Raw genomic sequence first — 21,565 nt, 5'->3', positions numbered from 1 at the left:
CGAATAAACTGAACATGCCCTATGTCTGGACTATCTGCCTGGTCGCCGCTTGCGGTGGCCTGTTATTCGGCTACGACTGGGTGGTCATAGGCGGGGCCAAGCCTTTCTACGAGGCCTATTTTGGCATCACCGATCCCGCCCAGTCAGGCTGGGCGATGAGTTCGGCGCTGGTGGGCTGTATTTTCGGCGCGGTGATCTCGGGCCTGCTGTCGGATCGTTTTGGCCGCAAGCTGCCGCTGGCGATTGCCGCCTTGACCTTCGTGATCTCGGCCTGGGGCACCGCCGTGGCCACCAGTTTTGACGCCTTTATCATTTACCGCATTGTCGGCGGGGTCGGCATTGGCCTGGCTTCGGCGCTGTCGCCGGTGTATATCGCCGAAATCAGCCCGGCGGCACAGCGGGGTCGCTTCGTTGCGGTGAACCAATTGACCATTGTGATCGGGGTATTGGCAGCGCAGTTGATCAACCTGCTGATCGCCGATCCGGTGGCCGCCAATGCCGGTCAGGCGGAGTTGTTGGCCAGCTGGAACGGACAGGTTGGCTGGCGTTATATGTTTGGCGCCGAACTGGTACCGGCGCTGGCCTTCCTGCTGCTGATGCTGGCAGTGCCGGAGTCGCCGCGCTGGCTGGCGAAGGTCGGCCGCCACGAGCAGGCGCAGAAGGTCTTGCGACGCATCGGCAATGAAAGCTATGCGCAGCAAACGCTAAAGGAGATCCGTCAAACGCTGGACAAGGATAGCGGCAAGGTGCCGCTCAGTGCGCTGCTGCGCAGCGATGTACGGCCGGTGTTGGTGATAGGCATTGTGCTGGCGATATTTCAGCAGTGGTGCGGTATCAACGTGATCTTTAACTATGCGCAGGAGATCTTCGCGTCGGCAGGGTTCGATATTAACGATACGTTGAAGTCGATCGTCGCCACCGGGTTGATCAACCTGATCTTCACCTTGCTGGCTTTACCGCTGGTGGATCGCATTGGCCGACGCCGGCTGATGCTGATAGGTGCCTGTGGATTAACGGTGATCTACCTGCTGATGGCGGCGGCTTACGCCTATGGTTTGCTGGGGCTGCCGGTGTTGTTACTGGTGTTGGTCGCCATCGCTATCTATGCCGTCACGCTTGCCCCCGTTACCTGGGTACTGCTGTCTGAAATCTTCCCCAATCGCATTCGCGGAGCGGCCATGGCCGCCGGCACCTTTGCGCTGTGGGTGGCCTGTTTTGTTCTGACCTATAGCTTCCCGTTGCTGAATGCCGCATTAGGCGCAGCGGGCAGTTTCCTGTTGTATGGCGTCATTTGCCTGGCCGGTGCGGGGTTCATTTACGCCAGAGTGCCGGAAACCAAAGGCATTACTCTGGAAGCACTGGAAGAACAGCTCAGTGCAGCAGGTACGGATCGCGCCAGGGAGAAAAAGTTTACTTAACCCTGTTTAGTTTAATGCGTGATCCTGTGGCGGTAAGTAATCAGTTTGATCATTTAGTGTAATGAGTCTGTGCTCCGCCTGAGGGCGAACAGCGGTAAAGCCTTCAGGCGGGATAATAAAAATAGGCAGCAAGAGGTTAATGAACATTAACTGGAGAATAACGATGTTGCTAAAAAAAATAAAACACGTGCTGTTAGCCATTACCGGGGGCCTGATTATTTTCAGTGCAGGCGCACAGGCTAAAAACGACAAAACCGCCATCGGCGCTATTTATCTCGATACCCAGGGGTATTACGCCGGGGTCCGCTGGGGCGTGCAAGACGGCGCCGCCAAGGACAAAGGGAAAATTGAAATCATAGAAACCAATGCGCAGGGGGATGTTTCTAAAGAAAGTTCGTTTATCGATACCATGATTGCGCGCGACGTGAATGCCATCGTGCTTTCCGCCGTTTCGGTGAATGGCAGCGTGCGGGCCATCAAGCGTGCCAACGAAGCCAGCATTCCGGTGATTTGTTACAACACCTGCATTAATGAGAAAGGCGTAGATAAATATGTTTATGCCTATTTGGTCGGCGATCCCTACGAGTTTGGCAAAAAACTGGGTAATACCGCCGCCGATTACTTCATTGAAAAGAAAATAACCGAGCCTGCGATCGCCGTTATTAATTGCGAAGCCTTCGAAGTTTGCGTGCAACGGCGTAAAGGATTTGAAGAGGCGTTAAAAGCGAAAGTACCGGGCATGAAAATCGTCGCTAATCAGGAAGGCACCGTGCTGGACAAGGCGATATCGGTCGGCGAGAAACTGCTGATTTCCTCCGGGAAAGTCGATGCCATTTTCGGCGAATCCGGCGGCGCTACGCTCGGGGCGGTTAAAGCCGTGCGCAACCAGAACAAGGTCGGCCAAACGGTGGTATTCGGCTCGGACATGACCACTGAAATCGCACAGGAACTGGTGAACCGTCAGGTACTGCAGGCGGTGGTGGATATCTCGGGCAAGAAAATGGGGGCGTTGGTCTTTACTCAGGCGATGAACGCCATCAACCAGCGGCCGGTCGGCCAAAAGGTGGTGCAGGTGCCGATCGATCTCTACGCCTCGTCGCAGAGCGCTACTGATTGGCTGACGACTCACAAAGACGGCTTACCTTAGAGCCTATTCCATTAGGCTATTTTATTTGTCCGTTTGGCCCTGGGCAGTGCTCAGAATCCTCACGTACTCTGTGTACGCTCCGGTTCTTCCGCGCTGTCCTTGTCCAAACTGCCTGCAACAATGACGCCTACTGGGATAGGCTCTTAATGTCGGTGGCTTGCATGAGTGACAGAGCCTTAAACGAATTGGCGCAGCAACCGGTCGTGGCCCGCATTCAATCGGGGCATAAGCGTTACCCGGGGGTGGTGGCGCTGCAAGATGTGAATTTCACGCTGCGGCGTGGCGAGGTGCGCGCTCTGCTGGGGAAAAACGGCGCGGGCAAGTCCACCTTGATCCGCATGTTGACCGGCAGTGAGCGGCCGGACGCCGGGCAAGTGTTTATCGGCGATCGACTGCTGGAGGGGCCAGATGCGCTGTTGACGCGCCGGGCCGGTGAGCTTGGCGTGCGGGCCGTCTATCAGGAGCTAAGCCTGGTACAGGACATGAGCGTGGCGGAAAACCTGTGTTTGGGGGCCTGGCCGCAGCGCGCCGGCGTGATTGACGCACCAGGCATGCTGGCGCAGGCCCGGCACGCGTTGGCGCTGCTCGGGGTGGACATCGATCCTCAACAATGGGTTCGCGATCTCAGCCCGGCGCAGCAGCAGCTGGTGGAGATCGCCCGGGCCTGTCAGGGGGATCCCAAAGTGGTGATCCTCGACGAGCCAACCAGTTCGTTGGCCAACGCCGAGGCCGATCTGGTCGCGGCGGCAGTGATGCGCCTTTCCGCCGCCGGGATTGCAGTGGTGTATGTCAGCCACCGAATGAATGAGATCCGCCGACTGGCGTCGTCCTGCACCATTATGCGCGACGGCCGTGTGGCGGGTGACGTGGCGCTGGACAACACCTCAACTCAGCAAATTGTCGACCTGATGCTGGGCCATCAGGACCACCATACGCAAACCGTGACGGCCCCGAAGGGCGGGGACAAGGTTTTTGAAGTTAAACAATTATCGCTGCCGCCCAAATTGCATCAGGTCAGTTTCGAGCTGCGGCGGGGCGAAGTACTGGGTATTGCCGGGTTGTTGGGCGCAGGCCGCAGTGAATTGCTGAAAGCCATCGTTGGCCTGACGCCGTTCGTCGAAGGCGAGCTGATCCTCGACGGTGAAACGCTGATCTGCCCGAATTACGCCCAGATGCTCCAGCGCGGTATGGCCTACACGCCGGAAAACCGAAAGGCGGAGGGCATCATGCCGTTGCTGGGCGTGGATGAAAATACCGTGATGACAGACAGCCGTTCCGTCAGCCGCTTTGGCGTGCTGAATTGGCAGAAGATCAAACAGGCAACCTCGGCGATCGTCAGCCGGATGCGGGTGAAAACCGCAGAAACCGGCACGCCGATCATGACGCTTTCCGGCGGTAACCAGCAGAAGGTGGTGATCGGCCGTTGGGTTTACGCCAGAAGCCGGATCCTGTTGCTGGATGAGCCGACGCGCGGCGTGGATGTCGAAGCGAAAAATCAAATTTACCGTATTGCGCGTGAGCTGGCGGCAGAGGGTAAAAGTATCATTTTCGTATCGAGCGAAGTGGAGGAATTACCCCAGGTCTGCGACCGGATCTTGTTGTTGCAGCAGGGAACCATAGTGAAGGAATTTATCTCGCCCGTGGATGTTGAACAGCTGATGTCTGAAGTGCTGATGATCCAATAATTCTGCCCACATTCGAAGGCACCGGAGGTAATACAATGTCCACATTGGTACCGGAAGTAAAAATAACCCGAACCCGAAAATTATCGAAGCACGCCAATGAACTGGGCCTGCTGGCAATTATTGTCGTGCTTTACCTGGTATTTTCTATTTATGCCACCGGGTTTATTTCGCTGAATAACCAAATGAATATTCTACGCGACGCCGCCACCATCGGCATTGCCGCCTGGGCCATGACGCTGATTATTATTTCCGGGGAAATCGACGTTAGCGTAGGCCCGATGGTGGCGTTTATCTCGGTGATCCTGGCTTATTTGATGCAGTACGCGATCCCGCTGCCGTTCGCGTTGATCCTGGCCTTGTGTTTGGGGGCGGCGTTAGGCTCGGTCGCCGGGGTGTTGCGAGGCTGGTTCAACGTGCCCAGCTTTGTCGCCACATTGGGGCTTTGGAGCGCCCTGCGCGGGATGGGATTGTTTATGACCAACGCCTTGCCGGTGCCGATCGACGAAAATGACGTGCTGGACTGGCTGGGTGGGCAGGTACTGGGGCTGCCGGTTTCGGCGGTGATTATGCTGATCCTGTTCGTGGTTTTTCAGTTTATCAGCAAGAAAACCGCCTTTGGCCGCTCGGTGTACGCCATTGGCGGCAACGCCAGCGCCGCCCAGCTGTGCGGCATTAACGTCAAACGCATTCGTGTCCTGCTGTTTACCCTGGCCGGCCTGTTGGCGGCCGTCACCGGTATTCTGTTGGCGGCGCGCCTGGGCTCCGGCAATGCCGGTGCGGCCAGTGGCCTGGAGTTTGACGTGATTGCCGCCGTGGTGGTCGGGGGGACAGCCTTGTCCGGCGGGCGCGGTTCGATGCTCGGCACTCTGCTCGGCGTGCTGGTGATCACCCTGATTGGCAATGGTCTGGTCTTGCTGGGGATTAACTCCTTTTTCCAACAGGTGGTCAGAGGGGTGATTATCGTACTGGCGGTGCTAGCCAATATTATCGTGATGCAGAAGAACAATAAGCAATAGCCTCGTATACCACTAAAAATAACGCATTAAATCTGGAAGGAAAATATTATGGGAAAAATGTTGGCGGCTTATTTACCCGGAAATTCCACGGCAGAGCTGCGCGAGGTGGATATTCCGCAACCGGGTATTGGCCAGGTATTAATTAAAATGAAGTCGTCCGGTATTTGCGGCAGCGATATTCATTATATTTATCATCAGCACCGTGGCACGGCTGCCGCACCGGATCAGCCCTTGTACCGGGGATTTATTAACGGTCACGAACCTTGTGGGCAGATTGTCGCGTTGGGGGCCGGTTGCCGGCACTTTCGCGAGAGTGACCGCGTGCTGGTGTACCACATTTCCGGCTGCGGCTTTTGCAGCAACTGTCGCCGGGGCTATCCGATTTCCTGTACCGGCGTTGGCAAGGCTGCCTATGGCTGGCAACGGGATGGCGGCCACGCCGACTACCTGTTGGCGGAGGAAAAGGATCTGATCCATCTGCCGGATTCGCTCAGCTACGAAGACGGCGCTTTTATTTCCTGCGGCGTCGGCACGGCCTATGAAGGCATTGTGCGCGGCGAGGTGTCCGGCAGCGATCACGTGCTGGTCGTAGGGTTGGGCCCGGTCGGCATGATGGCGATGATGCTGGCGAAGGGGCGGGGGGCAAAAACGGTGATTGGCGTAGATGTCATACCGGAACGTCTGGCGACCGCGAAGCGGTTGGGGCTGATGGATCACGGTTTTCTGACCGGTGAGGGGGTGACAGAGCGCATTCGCGAATTGACCGCGGGCGGCGCCAACGTCACCCTCGACTGTTCCGGTAACGCTAAAGGACGGCTGCTGGCGCTGCAGGCCTCCTCGGACTGGGGAAGGGTTGTCTACATCGGTGAAACCGGCAAGGTGGAATTTGAGGTCAGTGCAGACCTGATGCATCACCAACGACGAATTATCGGCTCATGGGTCACCAGCCTGCACCATATGGAAAAATGTTGTACCGACCTGCACGACTGGAAAATGCATCCGCATCACGCGATTACCCACCGCTTTGCCCTTGAACAGGCTGCCGATGCTTATGCGCTGATGGCTTCCGGGCAGTGTGGCAAGGTGGTGATTAACTTCGCCGATTAACGCCAGGGGGCACTATGGCACTGTTTAGTTTGGATAACGGCTGCGTCTCGCTGGTGGTTTCCTCGTTGGGCGGCAGCGTGCTGAAATTCACCGCTTATACACCGGAGGGAGAGCTCCCTCTGCTGCGGCCTGCGGTAGTGAGTGACGCTACGCCGGCGCTGCAATCGGGATGTTTTCCTCTGGTCCCCTTCGGCAATCGGGTCAATCAAAACCGCTTCAGCTTCGAGCAGCAAGACTACCGGCTCAGCGCCAATACCGACTGGGATCGGCATTATCTGCATGGTGACGGCTGGCTGCAGGAATGGCAATGTGTTGAGCAAGGCGACGAAGTCCTTCACTTGCGCTATCAGCATGAGAATGGCCCTTATCGTTATCAGGTAGAACAATACTTTACCCTGCATCAGCACCAACTCAGCATCGAACTGGCGGTAGAGCACACCGGTGAAAAGCCGATGCCCTATGGGCTGGGTTGGCATCCGTACTTTCCGTTAACCGCGGATACCCGGGTACAGGCATCCGCCGCGGCCTATTGGCGGGAAGCCGAAGACTGGCTGGCGGGCGAGCAGGCAGCGCTGAGCGAAGAAATGGATTTCAACCAGCCGGGGCCATTGCCGCGTCATTGGGTGAACAACGGCTTTAGCGGCTGGAACGGCGAGGCGGAGATCCAGTGGCCGGAGCAGGGAGCTCGGTTACGAATGAACACTCAGCCGGCCTGTCCGGTTTATTTCCTGTTCGTCTCGGAACCGGCGTTCGATCCGGGTTATCAATTCGACTTTTTCTGTCTGGAACCCATGTCCCACGCGGCCAACGGGCATAACATGGCTGACCTGGGCGGGCTGCGCCGCCTGGCTAAAGGGCAACGGTTTAGCCAGACGATGTTGCTCAGTTATTCCGCGTTTTAAGCCCGAAAATTAAAATTCGGATCTCCTTCACAGAACCCATTCAAACTCTGCAACCGGTTACTGAAACCGGTTGCGGTTTTCTCGTTTTTGAAACCATACTCATTCTTCAACTGAATCATTTGTACCTATGCCTCCAGGAGAACGGATGAAAAAAATATTCTTATGCTGCGCCGCAGGAATGTCGACCAGCATGGTGGTGAATAAAATGAAAAAGTCTGCCGAACAGCAGGGGATTGAGGTTGATATTATCGCCGTCGGCCTGGAGGAATTTGAATCCACGTTGGCGAATTACCAATGTTGCCTGCTTGGGCCGCAGGTGAAATATAAGTTCGCCGATTTTAAAAAGATTGCCGACAGGGAAAATAAGCCGATAGCGGTAATAAACAGCATGGATTACGGCATGATGCGCGGCGATAAAATTCTCGCCGAAGCCTTACAGATGATCGCACAACACTGATCCCACCGGGCCGCCGGCATCAGGCCGTTTCCGCCGGTTTTCCCATCCTGTGACCATTGACTCAGCACCTCCCGAGGGTTGAACCATGAGTATCAGCCAGGCCGCATTCAATTTTATCGAAAACCGCATCAGCCCGATTGCCGGGAGATTATCGACTCAGCGACATATTATGGCGATCCGCGACGGTTTTATTTCCGCGATGCCCTTTATGATCGTCGGTTCATTCTTGCTGGTGTTTGCCTATCCGCCCTTTTCCGCCGACAGCAGTTGGGGCATAGCCCAATGGTGGCTGGGGGCGGCGGAAAAACATCAGGTCGCTATTCTCACCCCGTTTAATATGACGATGGGCATTATGTCCATCTATATCACCGCCGCCATTGCCTACAACCTGGCGCAGAGTTATAAGCTCGATCCCTTTATGGCGGCGATGCTGGCATTGATGTCTTTCTTGCTGGTGGCCGCGCCGCAAAGCGAAAAAATGCTGCCGACCGCCGCACTGGGCGGCGTGGGGATCTTCACCGCCATTTTGGTGGCGATATATACCACCGAACTGATCCGCTTCCTCAAGGCGCACAATATCGGCATCTCATTACCGGAGCAGGTGCCGGCCAAGATCAAGCAGTCGTTCGATCTGCTGATCCCGATCCTGGCGGTGGTGATCACGCTGTATCCGCTGAGCCTGCTGGTGCAGCACCAGTTCAACCTACTGTTGCCGCAGGCGATCATGGCGCTGTTCCAGCCTTTGATCTCCGCTGCGGATTCGCTGCCGGCGATCTTGCTGGCGGTGCTGATCGGCCATCTGCTGTGGTTTGCGGGTATTCACGGCGCGGTGATCGTTTCCGGCATGCTGCAGGCCTTCTGGCTCACCAACCTGGGGATTAACCAAGACGCGCTGGCCGCCAACCAACCGATGCCGCACATCTTTATGGAGGCCTTCTGGACCTTCTTTATCGTCATCGGCGGATCCGGCGCCACCTTTGGGCTGGTACTGCTTTATCTGCGCAGCCGTTCGGCGCACCTGCGTTCGATCGGCAAGCTGAGCCTGGTGCCGAGTTGTTTCAACATCAACGAACCGGTGATCTTCGGCACGCCGATCGTGATGAACCCTACCTTCTTTATTCCGTTTATTACTGCACCAATCGTCAATTCGATCATCGCCTACGCGGCGGTGAAGCTGGATCTGATCGGGCGGGTGATCTCGGTGGTGCCCTGGACCGCTCCGGCGCCGATTGGTGCCGCCTGGGCTACCGGTTGGGATTTCCGCGCCGCGCTGTTGGTGCTGCTGCTGGCGGCGGTTTCGGCGTTGATCTACTACCCATTCTTCAAAGTCTATGAGCAACAGCTGCTGGATCAGGAAGTGAGCGAAGCGGAGCAGATTGAACAGACACAAGGAGTCACCGAATGATGGACATGGAAACGGCAGTAATGGAGCTGATCATCAACGCCGGAGAGGCGCGCAGCTGTGCCATGCAGGCGCTGTATGCGGCGCGTAAGTACCAGTGGGACCAGGTGGATATTCTGCTGGCGGAATCGCAACTGGCGGCGAAGCGTGCCCACGCCACCCAAACCGAGCTGATCGGTTTTGACGAAGGGGAGGGCAAGCTGCCGGTCAACCTGATTATGGTGCACGCGCAGGACCACATCATGAATGCCATGCTGGCGCGCGATCTGGTGGAAGAACTGGTGAGAATTTACCGATTACTGGAGCAAAACGGGGTGAAAAACCAATGAGCGTATTTCCGAAAGACTTTCTCTGGGGAGCCGCGACCGCGTCTTATCAGGTCGAGGGCGGCTATGATGCCGACGGCAAAGGCCTGTCCAACTGGGACCTGTTCTCTCACCTGCCAGGCACCACCTATCAGGGGACTAACGGCGACGTGGCGGTCGATCACTATCATCGCTTCCGTGAAGATGTGGCGCTGATGGCCGAGCTGGGTATGCAGACCTACCGATTCTCGATTTCCTGGCCACGGCTGCTGCCACAAGGCCGGGGAGAAGTGAACGAGGCCGGGATCCAATTCTACAGCGATCTGATCGACGAACTGCTCAAGCACAATATCAAACCGATGATCACCCTGTACCACTGGGATCTGCCGCAGGCGTTGCAGGACGCATTTGGTGGTTGGCAATCACGAGAGATCGTCGATGCTTTTGATGAATATGCGCGTCTGTGTTACTCGCGGTTTGGCGACCGGGTCGAACTCTGGTCCACGTTCAATGAAACCATTGTGTTTATCGGCATGGGCTATTTCACCGGGGCGCACCCACCCAAACTGACCGATCCGAAAAAGGGCATTCAGGCGTGTCACCATGTGTTCCTGGCCAACGCCCGTGCGGTAAAAAGCTTCCGTGAAATGAAGATCAACGGCCAGATCGGCTTCGTCAACGTGCTGCAACCGAACGATCCGATCAGCGATGCACCGCAGGATCGCCGCGCCTGCGAAATAGCCGAAGGGATCTTCACCCACTGGCTGTACGATCCGGTGCTGAAAGGCGAATACCCGTCAGAGCTGCTGGCGATGGCGCAGCAGGCCTTTGGCGTGCCGCATTTCGCGCCGGGCGATGAGGCATTGCTGAAAGAGAATATCGTCGATTTTATCGGTCTGAATTACTACAAGCGTGAAATGGTCGCGCACAACGATGACGTGGACGGTTATACCATCAACACCAGCGGGCAGAAGGGCAGCGGGCGCGAGCTGGGCTTCAAGGGGTTGTTTAAACAGGTTCGCAATCCGAACGGCGTCTACACTGATTGGGATTGGGAGGTCTATCCGCAGGGGTTGACCGATGCCATTGGTCGTATCGTCAAACGCTACGGCAATATCCCAATCTACATTACCGAGAACGGGCTGGGAGCCAAGGATCCGATCGTCGAAGGTGAGGTGCGCGATCAACCACGTATTGATTATTTACGCGATCATATCCAGGCGATTGGCGCGGCGATCGAGCAGGGCGCGGATGTTCGTGGTTATTACCCGTGGTCATTTATCGATCTGCTCTCCTGGCTCAACGGCTATCAGAAACAGTACGGCTTTGTGTATGTCGATCACGACAACAATCTGGCACGTAAGAAGAAGCAGAGCTTTGGCTGGTACCAGCGGGTGATCGCCACCAACGGCGAACGGTTGTAGCTCGCTAAAGGGGTAAGTCTCAGTATGTCCCAGGCTGATAGGCAACACTTTAGCCTGGGCGGGTACTTACCCTCTTTTTCTGATCTGTCTGTCAATTATTCCCTTTTCAAAATCCCCTCTTGCTATTCCATTTCGGCATACCCGTGTTGTGACTATTCATTACTCACCGCCTATAAAAACACCATATAGTCAAATTATTGCCTTACCGTACCATCACAAACAGGAGGAGGGAGATGAGCGATTTCCCGCTTGAACCGCCACACAATTTTCCTCGCCGGCTGGCAGAGCATAAGCATCTACTACAGTTCTTGTGGGAAACGGCCAAATCTGGCCGTATCGCCATTCACCCCTGCATCCCACTTTCTGCATGATGAGGGAACAAGCATGAGCATGAAAACGATAACGCTGGGCAGCAATTCATTCGACTACCAGGACAGCGGCAGCGGGGACACCACCCTGCTGTTGCTTTCCGGTTGGTGCCAGGATCACCGGCTTTTTAAACACCTAATACCGCTGCTGGCGCAACACTATCGCGTACTTAATATTGATTGGCGCGGGCACAATGCCGCACGCAGTTATGACGGCGATTTTGGTATGGATGATCTCACGGCCGATCTGGTTCTGTTTCTTGACCGGCTGGATGTTGAGCGCTTGATTCCGCTCTCTACATCCCATGGCGGCTGGGCCAACATCGCTTTAAGCCAGCAACTGGGCCCGTTGCGGGTACCGAAAACCATCGTGGTGGACTGGTTGATGACCGGAGCTTTTACCGATCTGCTGCAGAATTTACAGCAGAGCCAGCGGCCGGAAAGCTGGCAACAGGCGCGAGATGCCCTGTTTGCGGAATGGGTAGCCCATACGGATAACCAGGATGTGATCAACCATGTCCAACAGGAAATGGCCGGATTCGATCAGGAGATGTGGATCCGTTCTTGTCGGGAAATCGAGTTGGCCTATGGGCAATTTGGCTCTCCCCTGCAACGCCTGGAACAGCTCACCCCTGAGCGTCCGGTAATGCACCTCTATTCACAACCGCATAGCGCAGAGTATGACCAGTTGCAGCGCGAGTTCGCCCAACGCCACCGCGGGTTCAATCCGGTAAAAATTGCGGGGGCGAGTCATTTCCCCACCCTGGAATCGCCGGACAAAGTGGTGATGGAAATCCGGTCATTTATTGGCTAGGCAACATCCCGCCGTAGCAACAGCGCTCCTAATGATGAGCAGATTCATAAGAATGTGCGTAGCCGTATTTATGTCGTTCGGCCTGTCTGCCGTGATTAAACCACCGACATTGTGCACGCCTGTTTTCCAGTGGGTAATCAGGAGGTAAAACATGAGCATGCAGGCCGATCGTAAGGTCATCACTGGCGGTCATATTATCACCATGGATGCAGAGTATGGGGAACTGCCCCAGGGGGCGCTGCTGATTGAAAATGGCCGGATCGCAGCGCTGGCGGAAAACGCAAAGGCGTTTAGTCATCTGGATGCCGAAGTGATCGATGCGCGTGGTGCGATCGTGTTGCCGGGTATGATCGACAGTCATCGCCACACCTGGATGTCGTTGTTTCGGGGGATCTCCGGCGATATGTCGTTGCCGGAATTTCTGGCGAATACGTTTTATGGGCTGGGGGCCTTGGTGACCGCCGAGGATTTGTCCACTGCCACCCTGGTGGGGGCGCTCGAGGCCATAGACAGCGGGGTCACAACCATCCTCGACTGCTGTGACTGTGTGAATAGCCCGGATCATGCCGTCGCAGCGATCGAATCACTGCAACAATCCGGTATCCGTGGCGTGTATTCCTATGGATTTCAGGTTTATGATTTTCAGCCCGCCGGTTTTTCCAGCCATCAAGAACGCGTCAATTTTGCCGCTGAATTGCGCGAGCGTTATTTTAGCGACGATCAGGGTTTGTTGCGTATGGGGACCTTGCTCAGCGATTTTGGCACCGTGCCCTTTACGCAGACTGCGGCGGAGATCCGCATGGCGCAGCAGCAGGATATCCTGATTGCTTCTCATACCGGCGCACTACCGAATAGCCGGTTATTGAAAGGGTTACAGGAGCTTGACGATCATCAATTGCTGCAGCCCGGTCACCTGCATATTCACTGTTCCGGTCTGACCGATCCCGAATGGCGGCTGTTGGCTAAAACCGGCGCTAAAGTCAGCATCGCCCCCGAAACTGAAATGCAAATGGGCATGGGCTTTCCTCCCATCAGAGCCTGTCTGGATCACGGGATAGCCCCGGCGATCAGCACTGACATTGTCTGCGTGGGGTCTGGGGATCTGTTTTCGCAGATGCGGCTGGGGCTGCAAACCCAGCGCTGCCTGGATAACCATCAGCACCATATCCGTGGGGAAGTGGTTTCTGAACTTTCTCTCTCGGTGGGGGATGCGTTGCGTTGGGCGACCCACGGCAGCGCGGCTGCGCTGGGAATGGAGACAAGTATTGGTTCGCTGACGCCGGGAAAACAGGCCGATGTGATTATGCTTAAACATCAGCGGGCGATGGTGCCTTCTTCTTTCCCAAGGGCGAGTAGTGTGTTGCAGTCCCATGCCGCCGATGTAGATACGGTGATCATCAACGGCCAGACCCGCAAGCGGCATGGCGAACTGGTGGGACAGGATATGGCCGCCATCCGGCAACGTGCCGCTCAGACGCTGGCGCGTATTCAGCAGGCGGCGCTCGGGCGCGCAGAGATCACCGGAGCAGAAGCGGTTGCCTGGCTTAGGGAGGCGGAGCGGAGAGCGTCGGTAAATCTGGCGGAGGCCTATCGCCGATAAGCGTATTTTGGATGATGCTGCGCCCGACCGAAGCCGGGCGCAGGGAGATTACAGTGAGTCCGGATCCGGCCCCAGGCGGTTGCCGATATCCAGTTTGGCAATTTCGGCCAGTTCGTCTTTATCCAGTTTGAAGTCGAAGACTTCGAAGTTTTCACGAATGCGCGCTGGCGTGACCGATTTCGGGATCACGATCAGCCCGCTGTCCAGGTGCCAACGCACCACGATTTGCGCCGGGGTTTTCTCGTATTTTTCCGCCAGGTTTTTGATCACCGGTTGGTCGAATACCCCTTCGCCACCCTGTGCCAGTGGGCTCCAGGATTCGGTCGCAATATGGTGGGTTGCGTTCCAGGCGCGTAGCTGACGCTGTTGCAGCAACGGGTGCAGCTCGATTTGGTTAATCACCGGTGCGACATTGGTTTCGTCCAGCAGGCGCTGCAGGTGCGGGGTGTGGAAATTGCATACCCCGATGCTTTTGACCAACCCCTGCTCGCGCAGTTTGATCAGCCCTCGCCAGGCGTCGACATATTGGTCCTGCTGCGGCCTTGGCCAGTGGATCAGATACAGATCGACGTAATCCAACTTGAGTTTTTCCAGGCTGGTTTCCAGCGCGCCTTGCGGGTCGCCCTGATCGTCGTTCCACAGTTTGGTGGTGATAAACAGCTCATCGCGTGGTATTGAGGTGGATTGCAGTGCTGCGCCAACCCCTTCCTCATTCTTGTAGATTGCAGCGGTATCGATCGAGCGATAGCCCACCTCCAGTGCTTTAAGCACCGCCTGGGTGGTTTCTGAAATACTCGCCTGCCAAACGCCGAGACCCAACTGCGGCATCAGATTACCATCGTGGAGTTTGATGATGGGTTGTTGCGTTGTCATGCGTATCTCCTTGTCAACGGATTGCCCGGTGCTGCATGCACCGGAAACGGCTATTAATAAATTCTAGTTGGCAAATTGGGGGAGTGCTGAGTTTGCTAACCAAATTCCAGCGCTGTCGGGATAGGGCGGCTACAGGTCATGTTTTCTCCCATGGGTTAATCAGATGAAGATCGGCAGCGCGAATAGCGCATTGAACTGCGCCCGATGAAGAGTCGGGCGCAGGAGAGAAGTTGAAACTAAAGCCTAGCAGGAAATAGGCGGTTTGCGATTAACGCGCCGCGTTATAAATGCGTTGGCTGACTTCGAGGGTGATGTCTTGATGCTCGCCAAGTGCTGTCATGCCGTGCTGATGCAGTTTATCAAGCAACGCCGGGATAGAGCTGCCGTCGAGCTGGTAATCCGCCATGCGGGTCGGTACGCCCATTTGTTCGAAGAAGGCACGAGTGGCGGCGATGGCACCGTCGATACGGCTGTCTTCACTGCCATCGCGCAGGCCCCAAACGCGGTCGGCGTACTGCAGCAGTTTTTCGCGTTTCTGCGCTTTTTTCTCGATCAGCAGCGCAGGCAGAACAATCGCCAGCGTCTGGGCATGATCCAAACCGTGCATGGCGGTCAATTCGTGGCCCAGCATGTGGGTTGCCCAATCCTGCGGCACACCGGCACCGATCAGGCCGTTCAAGGCCATGGTTGCGCTCCACATCACGTTGGCGCGCACCGCATAGTTTTCCGGCTCGGACAGCGCGCGCGGGCCATCTTCCAGCAGCGTCAGTAGCAGGCCCTCGGCAAAGCGATCTTGCACTTTGGCGTCGACCGGGTAGGTCAGGTACTGCTCGATGGTGTGGACAAAGGCATCGACTACGCCATTGGCGATTTGGCGCGGCGGCAGAGAGTAGGTCACTACCGGATCCAGCACCGCGAACAGCGGTTGCACGTGTGGCGAGAAGAAGTGCTGTTTGTCGCCGCTGCTTTTGCGGGTGATCACTGCGCCGCTGTTGGACTCAGAGCCGGTGGCCGGCAGTGTCAGTACGCAGCCCATTGGCACCGCGCCTTTGATTTCACTGCCCACGGTTTTCAGGATGTGCCATGGATCGGCATCCGCCTGATAATGGGCCGCTGCGGCAATAAACTTGGTGCCATCAACCACGGAGCCGCCGCCGACCGCCAGCAGGAAATCGATATTCTCTGCGCGCACCACTTCGACCGCTTTCATCAGCGTTTCGTAGGTTGGGTTAGGCTCAATGCCGGAAAACTCCTGCACGTTGCGGCCCGCCAGTGCGGCATAAACCTGATCCAGCACGCCATTTTTCTTCACGCTGCCGCCACCGTAGGTGATCAGAATGCGTGCGTCGGCAGGGATCTGCTGTGCCAGGCCGGCGATTTGGTCTTGGCCGAACAGGATTTTGGTTGGGGTATGAAGAATAAAGTTTTGCATGGGTAATTTCTCTTCTGCATGTGGCAAGCGCCGCTGGCGCAAAATATCTGAGGTGTATTGTCAGTAACTTGGCTCAGCAGCACAATGCACATTCCTGCCCGAGTCTTGCCTATTCCTACAAAGCGTTGTAGAAAAATAGAGTTTTAAACTATTATTTATGCCGAATTATTCTTAATGTAAGAGGGTGTTTCCGTGAGCGAAATCGATGAACTGCGCGGCCGCATGGCGCGCCAGGCGGCCTGCTTTGCCGAGAGCAACGGTTACACGCCCTCGCCGGTGCCGCTGGTGAAAATTCTTTATGTCGATCGTCATTGCCCGCGCCAGCCGGTGATGTATGAGCCGGGTGTAGTGATCATTTTCCAGGGGCACAAGGTCGGCTACTGCGGTAATCGGGTTTTCCAGTATGACCCGCGCAATTATCTGTTGATGACGGTGCCGTTGCCGTTTGAGTGCGAAACCTTCGCCAGCCCGGAATTGCCGCTGGTGGGGCTGTCGGTGAATATCGACAGTCAAATGCTGCAGGACCTGTTGATCGACATCGGCGATGACGACTACCTGGTGAAGCCGCGCAGAGAAAGCAGCGGGGTGAACCTGGCCGAGCTGTCGGAAGAACTGTTGTGCGCTACCGAACGCCTGCTGGATGTGATGGCCAAACCGCTGGATGCACGCGTACTGGGGCCGCAGATTGTACGTGAAATTCTCTACCACGTACTGCGCGGAGCCTGTGGCGCCTCATTGCAGGAATTGGTTAACCGCCATACGCACTTCAGCCAAATCGCCAAGGCGTTGCGGCGTATTGAGAACCAATATGCGGACAATCTCAACGTTGAGCAGTTGGCGGGGGAGGTGAATATGAGCATCTCGGCGTTTCACCATAACTTCAAGGCGGTGACCAACACCTCGCCGCTGCAATATGTGAAATCCTATCGCTTGCACAAGGCGCGTTTGCTGATGGTACACGACGGTTTGAAAGCCAGTACCGCGGCGATCCGTGTCGGCTACGAAAGCGCTTCGCAGTTCAGCCGCGAGTTCAAACGTTTCTTTGGCGTGACGCCGAGTGACGAAGTTGCCCGACTGCGCGAAAACCCTCCTTTAATGATGGAAGGTTAATCTCGCCGCCGGGCAGTGATTCAGCGCGTCAGCACAATTTTACCGAATGCTCCGCGATCGAGGTGATCGAGCGCCTGCGGCAATTGATCAAAGCGGTAGCGCTGGTCGATCACCGGCTCTAGGGCATTAACGTCCACCGCACGCACCAGATCTTCCAGTGCGCGGCGGTGGCCGACACCAATACCCTGAATGACCGGCGATTTCATCAGCAGCGGCCCTGCGGGAGCCGAAACTTCAAAGCCCTCCAGCGCCCCGATCACCGAGATACGCCCATGCACCGCAACGGCGCGTACCGAATTACCGAGATTAGGGCCACCCACGGTGTCAATCACGTGGTCGATGCCGCGATCCTGGGTCAACTGGTACACCTTTTCTACCCAGTCCGCAGTCAGACGGTTAATGCCATGATCGGCACCCAAGGCTTTGGCTCGCGCCAGTTTTTCATCGCTGCCGGAGGTAACATAGACCTCGGCACCCAGCATTTTGGCGATTTGCAGCCCGAACAGCGCCACGCCACCAGTGCCCTGTACCAGCACCGATTCTCCGGCGTGCAGCTGGCCCTGTTCCACCAGCGCGAACCAGGCGGTCAGTCCGGCACAGGGCAGGGTACTGGCCTGCGCATCGTCCAGCGAGGTGGGCGCAGCCGCCAACCAGTCTTCGTGCAGCACCACGTATTCCGCCAGCATACCCTGATAAAAGCCGCCCAGAGTGCGGTAGGGTGGGATGCGCGCATTACCATAGGGTTTTTGACGGCCATCGATCCAGCCGGGGCTAAAGGTGGAAATCACCCGTTCGCCGGGCTGAAAACGGGTGACGTCGGGCCCAATGGCGTCGACTTCACCGGCCATGTCGGAGGCTGGCGTGAAGGGCTGCGGCAGTTCTAGTCCCATGCCGGTTTCAATGACCAGTTTGTCGCGGTAATTGAGCGATACCGCATTCACTTTCACTCTGATCTGGTGCGGTCCCGGTTGCGGTATGACGCTTTCGTTCAGTTGCAGGTGTTGGCGCCCCAGGGCGTCCATTGTCCAGCGTTGCATTGTTTCGGCCATGATTGACTCCAAAGTCAGCGATAAACAGACCTGCTGATAATATCGTTGATAGAAGTTCGCCAGTGGCGATAAGATTTCCTTTGATTGTTTCTTTCAGGGCTACAAATCATGAGCGATCGATTGAACGGCATTTCGGTATTTGTCACCGCGGTGGAGGCAGGCAGTTTTGCGCTGGCGGCCAGCCGGCTACACCTTTCGCGTTCGGCGGTGGGGAAAACCATCGCCCGCCTGGAGCAACGGTTGGCCGTTCGCTTGTTTCATCGCACGACCCGCAGCCTGAGCCTGACCGACGACGGTGCGCTGTTTTACGAACGTTGTCTGCGGGCACTGGAAGAGATACGTACCGCAGAAATGCTGCTGGAGTCGGGGAAGCAGCAGGTCAACGGCAGGCTGAGGGTGTCGATGCCGGTGCTGTTTGGCCGCATGTGCATTGCGCCGCTGTTGACCAGTATGGCGCGTGAGCATCCTGGGCTGGAGCTGGAGCTGTCATTCAACGACCGCGTGGTGGATTTGATTGAGGACGGTTTTGACCTGGCGATCCGCAACGGTACGCTGGTCAGTAGCAGTGGGTTGGTGGCACGGCGCGTTGGCGACCACCGTATGACATTGTGCGCGGCTCCGGAATATCTGTTGCGCAGCGGCGAACCCAAAACCCTCGAACAGTTGGCACAACATGATGCGGTGACCTACATGCGCGCCGGCGTGGTTCTTAACTGGATGCTTCTGGATGCCTGCGGAAAAGAGCAGGAGGTGATACCGAAGAAAGGGTTACAGATGGATGACCTGCAGGCGATTGCGGATGCCACGGTAGCGGGGTTTGGCATAGCCTGGTTACCTTGCTGGCTGGTGCGCGAATCGTTGTTGAAAGGGGAATTGGTCAGGCTGATGCGCAATCGGCCCGGCATGTCATTCGACGTTCACGCGGTTTGGCCGCAAACGCCGCATTTGCCTTTGAAGGTTCGATTGGCGGTGGATACGCTGGTGAGCAAGCTGCCTCCCAGCCTAGCGTTGGTTGAAAAAGCGCTTTAAGGGCGACGATGGCCGCCCGTCCGGGTATCAGGAAGAGGCGGCGCGTTTTTTACGCCAGATAACCAGCATGCCGCCCACCAGGCCAACCAGCAGCAGCACCAACGGCAGGATCATCAGCCCGGTCATCACCTGGCTCTCATAGCGTTTAACCAAAGGGATCTGGCTGAAGGCGTAGCCGAGGCCGACCACTGCACCTACCCAAATCACCGCGCTTAGCCAGTTAAAGAACTGAAAACGGGTGCTGTTCAGGCCAGAAATCCCGGCCATGGTGGGCAGCAGGGTGCGAACAAAACCCAGAAAACGGCCGATGACCAGCGCCGTCAGGCCATGGCGGTTAAACAGGTTGTGTGCACGTTGGTGATACTGAGCGGGCAGTTGCAGCAACCAGCCTTTGACCAGATTGGTATGGCCCAACCAACGGCCCTGCAGGTAGCTCAGCCAGCAGCCCAGGCTGGCGGCGACGGTCAAAATGATCAGCGTCGGCACAAAGGCCATCACGCCTTTGGCGATCAGCGCGCCGGATAACAGCAGCAGGCTGTCGCCGGGTAAGAAGGAAGCTGGCAGTAGTCCGTTTTCTAAAAATAGAGTGGTGAAAAGCACCGCATAAACCACCCAAATTACGCTGGGATCGGCAAGGGCAATGAAGTCCTGCTGCCAAAGCGCATGAACAATCTCTCGTAATACATCCATTATTTATCCTGTTGCATACCGGTTGCGCCTGGCTTCAGGGTATCCAGGGCACAGTGTTGGCCGTATCTGACAGTTACCCGCCTAGTGTAACGCTAATAGCTTAAGCACACATTAAACAAGGCGAATAAAGTTGCCGATGCAAGCAGGCGTTCTGTTAGCGCGTATTGGCAATTCGGTCGAACCCGGCGGCGAGATCGGCGATCAGATCCTGCACATTTTCCAGGCCGATATGCAGGCGTACCAGAGTACCGGAGAAGTCTATGCCACCCGCTGGGCGAATGGCTTCCAGTTCTTCCGGTTGGTTAGCCAGGATCAAGGATTCAAAGCCGCCCCAGGAATAGGCCATGCTGAAGTGGCTGAAGTTATCCAGAAACTCGGCTAACTGCACGTCGCTCAGGCGCTGTTTCAGCACGAAAGAAAACAGGCCGTTGCAGCCGTTAAAATCGCGCAGGTAAAACTCGTGACCTTTGCAACCGGGCAGCGCCGGGTGATTGACCACTGCCACCTCTGGCCTCTGGGCCAGCCAATGGGCGACTTCGATGCTGCTCTGCTGGTGCTGCTTCAGGCGTACGCCCAGGGTGCGCAAACCGCGGCTGGCCATATAAGCGGTATCGGCGTCTACCATCTGGCCCATCAAATAAGAATATTCACGCAGTTGGTCCCAACAGCGCTCGTTAGCCACGGCGGTGCCGAGCATGTAATCGGAATGGCCGATAATATATTTGGTACCAGCCTGAATCGAAATGTCGATATCAAAATCCAGCGCCTTGAACAAGATGCCGGCCGCCCAGGTGTTATCGATCATGATCACCACTTCAGGTGCCACGGCGCGAATCGCCTGCACCATCGCCGGGATATCCTGGATCTCCATAGTGATCGAGCCGGGTGATTCAAGGAACACCACACGGGTATTGGGTTGAATCAGTCCGGCGATATCGGCGCCGATCAGCGGGTCGAAATAGGTGGTTTCCACATTCATGCGGCTCAGAATATGGGTACAAAAGTCCTGCGTCGGCTCATAGACGGAGCCGGTCATCAGCAGATGGTCGCCCGCGCCGACAAAGGACAGAATGGCGTTGGAGACCGCCGCCGCGCCGCAAGGATAGAGCACGCAGCCTGCGCCGCCCTCCAGCTCGACCATCGCATCCTGCAACGCGAAGTGGGTCAGGGTGCCGCGTCGGCCGTAAAACAGCTCGCCATGAGCACGTTTGGCGGTGGCCTCTTTTTTGGCCGCCACGGAGTCAAATACCAATGAAGAAGCGCGTTGGGTGACGGGGTTGACGGAGCCCTGGGTATAGCGCTTGCTGCGCCCGGCGCCAATCAGGGTAGTTTCGATGTTTTTAGACGTCATAGGAGCGGGCTCACCTTTGCTTGATCTTCACGGGCCATTTGCAATAGCCCTTACGTTAGCATGACGCCTTATGGCCATCCAGACGTTTTAACATCCAAATGTAGAAACGGCTATAATCTTCTGCTCAATCGTGCTCTCGCATGCCATCCTTCTGCCTGACGGCGATAACCAAGCGAGTTTATCGGTGAGACCGGGATGTAACAGTAAAATGCGACAAATCCTCTGTCTTTGTTGCAGCCCTGTGCGGTAAAAGTGACGAAATAGCCCTATAAAGGGTACATATAGGCTCGAACAGGCGGCGAATGGGTTCGCCAGGGAGCCATAAGTGCGCCGCAGGAGTAATTTTCCCGATTATTTGGTAAATAATAATGAGAACTACTATCAAT

The 21,565-nt window shown here is 56.4% G+C and carries 19 protein-coding genes; 14 read left to right on the top strand and 5 right to left on the bottom strand.

The features are described 5' to 3' along the window. Positions 1–14: 14 nt before the first annotated feature. The 12 genes from H0S68_RS21220 to H0S68_RS21165 all read left to right on the top strand — a co-directional run bounded on the left by H0S68_RS21220 (position 15) and on the right by H0S68_RS21165 (position 13,645). The gene (locus H0S68_RS21220) at positions 15–1,418 is read left to right on the top strand and encodes a sugar porter family MFS transporter (protein ID WP_041415703.1); all 1,404 of its coding nucleotides are present in this window, start codon (positions 15–17) and stop codon (positions 1,416–1,418) included. A 163-nt stretch (positions 1,419–1,581) separates the two neighbouring features. Then, entirely contained in the window at positions 1,582–2,565 is a 984-nt protein-coding gene (locus H0S68_RS21215; RefSeq protein ID WP_115060513.1) for a substrate-binding domain-containing protein, read from the top strand. A 146-nt stretch (positions 2,566–2,711) separates the two neighbouring features. Next, positions 2,712–4,250: a sugar ABC transporter ATP-binding protein gene (locus tag H0S68_RS21210; protein WP_259218484.1), complete on the top strand. Its 1,539-nt coding sequence runs from the start codon at positions 2,712–2,714 to the stop codon at positions 4,248–4,250. Positions 4,251–4,285: 35 nt separating this feature from the next. Then, complete coding sequence (locus H0S68_RS21205) at positions 4,286–5,266, top strand: ABC transporter permease (RefSeq protein WP_020828667.1); 981 nt, start codon at positions 4,286–4,288, stop codon at positions 5,264–5,266. A gap of 48 nt (positions 5,267–5,314) precedes the next feature. Next, positions 5,315–6,373 (top strand): zinc-dependent alcohol dehydrogenase family protein, encoded by a 1,059-nt coding sequence (locus H0S68_RS21200; RefSeq protein ID WP_122080252.1) that lies wholly within the window; start codon positions 5,315–5,317, stop codon positions 6,371–6,373. Positions 6,374–6,387: 14 nt separating this feature from the next. Next, on the top strand, positions 6,388–7,275 hold the full coding sequence (locus H0S68_RS21195) for an aldose 1-epimerase (RefSeq protein ID WP_410529005.1): 888 nt from the start codon (positions 6,388–6,390) through the stop codon (positions 7,273–7,275). Positions 7,276–7,420: 145 nt separating this feature from the next. Next, positions 7,421–7,732, top strand: a complete 312-nt coding sequence (locus tag H0S68_RS21190; RefSeq protein ID WP_020828663.1) for a PTS sugar transporter subunit IIB — start codon at positions 7,421–7,423, stop codon at positions 7,730–7,732. 85 nt (positions 7,733–7,817) lie between these two features. Beyond that, positions 7,818–9,137, top strand: coding sequence for a PTS sugar transporter subunit IIC (locus tag H0S68_RS21185; protein ID WP_020828662.1), 1,320 nt, complete (start codon positions 7,818–7,820; stop codon positions 9,135–9,137). Next, positions 9,134–9,463 (top strand): PTS lactose/cellobiose transporter subunit IIA, encoded by a 330-nt coding sequence (locus H0S68_RS21180; RefSeq protein WP_020828661.1) that lies wholly within the window; start codon positions 9,134–9,136, stop codon positions 9,461–9,463. The genes H0S68_RS21185 and H0S68_RS21180 overlap by 4 nt, the downstream gene beginning before the upstream one ends. Then, positions 9,460–10,863, top strand: a complete 1,404-nt coding sequence (locus H0S68_RS21175) for a GH1 family beta-glucosidase (protein ID WP_410529004.1) — start codon at positions 9,460–9,462, stop codon at positions 10,861–10,863. The genes H0S68_RS21180 and H0S68_RS21175 overlap by 4 nt, the downstream gene beginning before the upstream one ends. Positions 10,864–11,247: 384 nt before the next feature. Next, complete coding sequence (locus tag H0S68_RS21170; protein WP_122080245.1) at positions 11,248–12,045, top strand: alpha/beta fold hydrolase; 798 nt, start codon at positions 11,248–11,250, stop codon at positions 12,043–12,045. Between the two features lie 151 nt (positions 12,046–12,196). Beyond that, positions 12,197–13,645: an amidohydrolase family protein gene (locus H0S68_RS21165; RefSeq protein ID WP_259218489.1), complete on the top strand. Its 1,449-nt coding sequence runs from the start codon at positions 12,197–12,199 to the stop codon at positions 13,643–13,645. 48 nt (positions 13,646–13,693) lie between these two features. On the opposite strand, the gene dkgA is transcribed toward H0S68_RS21165, so the two are convergent. Beyond that, positions 13,694–14,518 carry a 2,5-didehydrogluconate reductase DkgA gene (gene dkgA, locus H0S68_RS21160; RefSeq protein WP_128864565.1) on the bottom strand — a complete coding sequence of 275 codons (825 nt, stop codon included), beginning with the start codon at positions 14,516–14,518 and terminating at the stop codon, positions 13,694–13,696. A gap of 268 nt (positions 14,519–14,786) precedes the next feature. Next, on the bottom strand, positions 14,787–15,950 hold the full coding sequence (yqhD, locus tag H0S68_RS21155) for an alcohol dehydrogenase (protein ID WP_020828656.1): 1,164 nt from the start codon (positions 15,948–15,950) through the stop codon (positions 14,787–14,789). A 222-nt stretch (positions 15,951–16,172) separates the two neighbouring features. Here yqhD and H0S68_RS21150 point away from each other — a divergent pair, with 222 nt between their 5' ends. After that, on the top strand, positions 16,173–17,060 hold the full coding sequence (locus H0S68_RS21150; protein WP_218167687.1) for an AraC family transcriptional regulator: 888 nt from the start codon (positions 16,173–16,175) through the stop codon (positions 17,058–17,060). 20 nt (positions 17,061–17,080) lie between these two features. Here H0S68_RS21150 and H0S68_RS21145 read toward each other — a convergent pair whose 3' ends face one another. Further along, a complete protein-coding gene (locus H0S68_RS21145; protein ID WP_142816348.1) occupies positions 17,081–18,109 on the bottom strand; it encodes a zinc-dependent alcohol dehydrogenase family protein in 1,029 nt (342 codons plus the stop codon). Between the two features lie 108 nt (positions 18,110–18,217). On the opposite strand from H0S68_RS21145, the gene H0S68_RS21140 reads away from it, so the two are divergent. Next, on the top strand, positions 18,218–19,138 hold the full coding sequence (locus H0S68_RS21140) for a LysR family transcriptional regulator (RefSeq protein ID WP_130016529.1): 921 nt from the start codon (positions 18,218–18,220) through the stop codon (positions 19,136–19,138). A 27-nt stretch (positions 19,139–19,165) separates the two neighbouring features. Here the strand turns inward: H0S68_RS21140 and H0S68_RS21135 are convergent, their stop codons facing one another. Beyond that, positions 19,166–19,828 carry a DedA family protein gene (locus tag H0S68_RS21135; RefSeq protein WP_046372619.1) on the bottom strand — a complete coding sequence of 221 codons (663 nt, stop codon included), beginning with the start codon at positions 19,826–19,828 and terminating at the stop codon, positions 19,166–19,168. 154 nt (positions 19,829–19,982) lie between these two features. Continuing rightward, entirely contained in the window at positions 19,983–21,179 is a 1,197-nt protein-coding gene (gene metC, locus H0S68_RS21130; protein ID WP_046372620.1) for a cystathionine beta-lyase, read from the bottom strand. Between the last annotated feature and the right edge of the window lie 386 nt (positions 21,180–21,565).

The organism is Serratia sp. AXJ-M (genome assembly GCF_046531865.1).
Taxonomy (GTDB): Bacteria; Pseudomonadota; Gammaproteobacteria; order Enterobacterales; family Enterobacteriaceae; genus Serratia; species Serratia liquefaciens.
The sequence above is the reverse complement of the archived record's forward strand: the minus strand, read 5'-3'. Positions and strand labels throughout refer to the sequence as shown.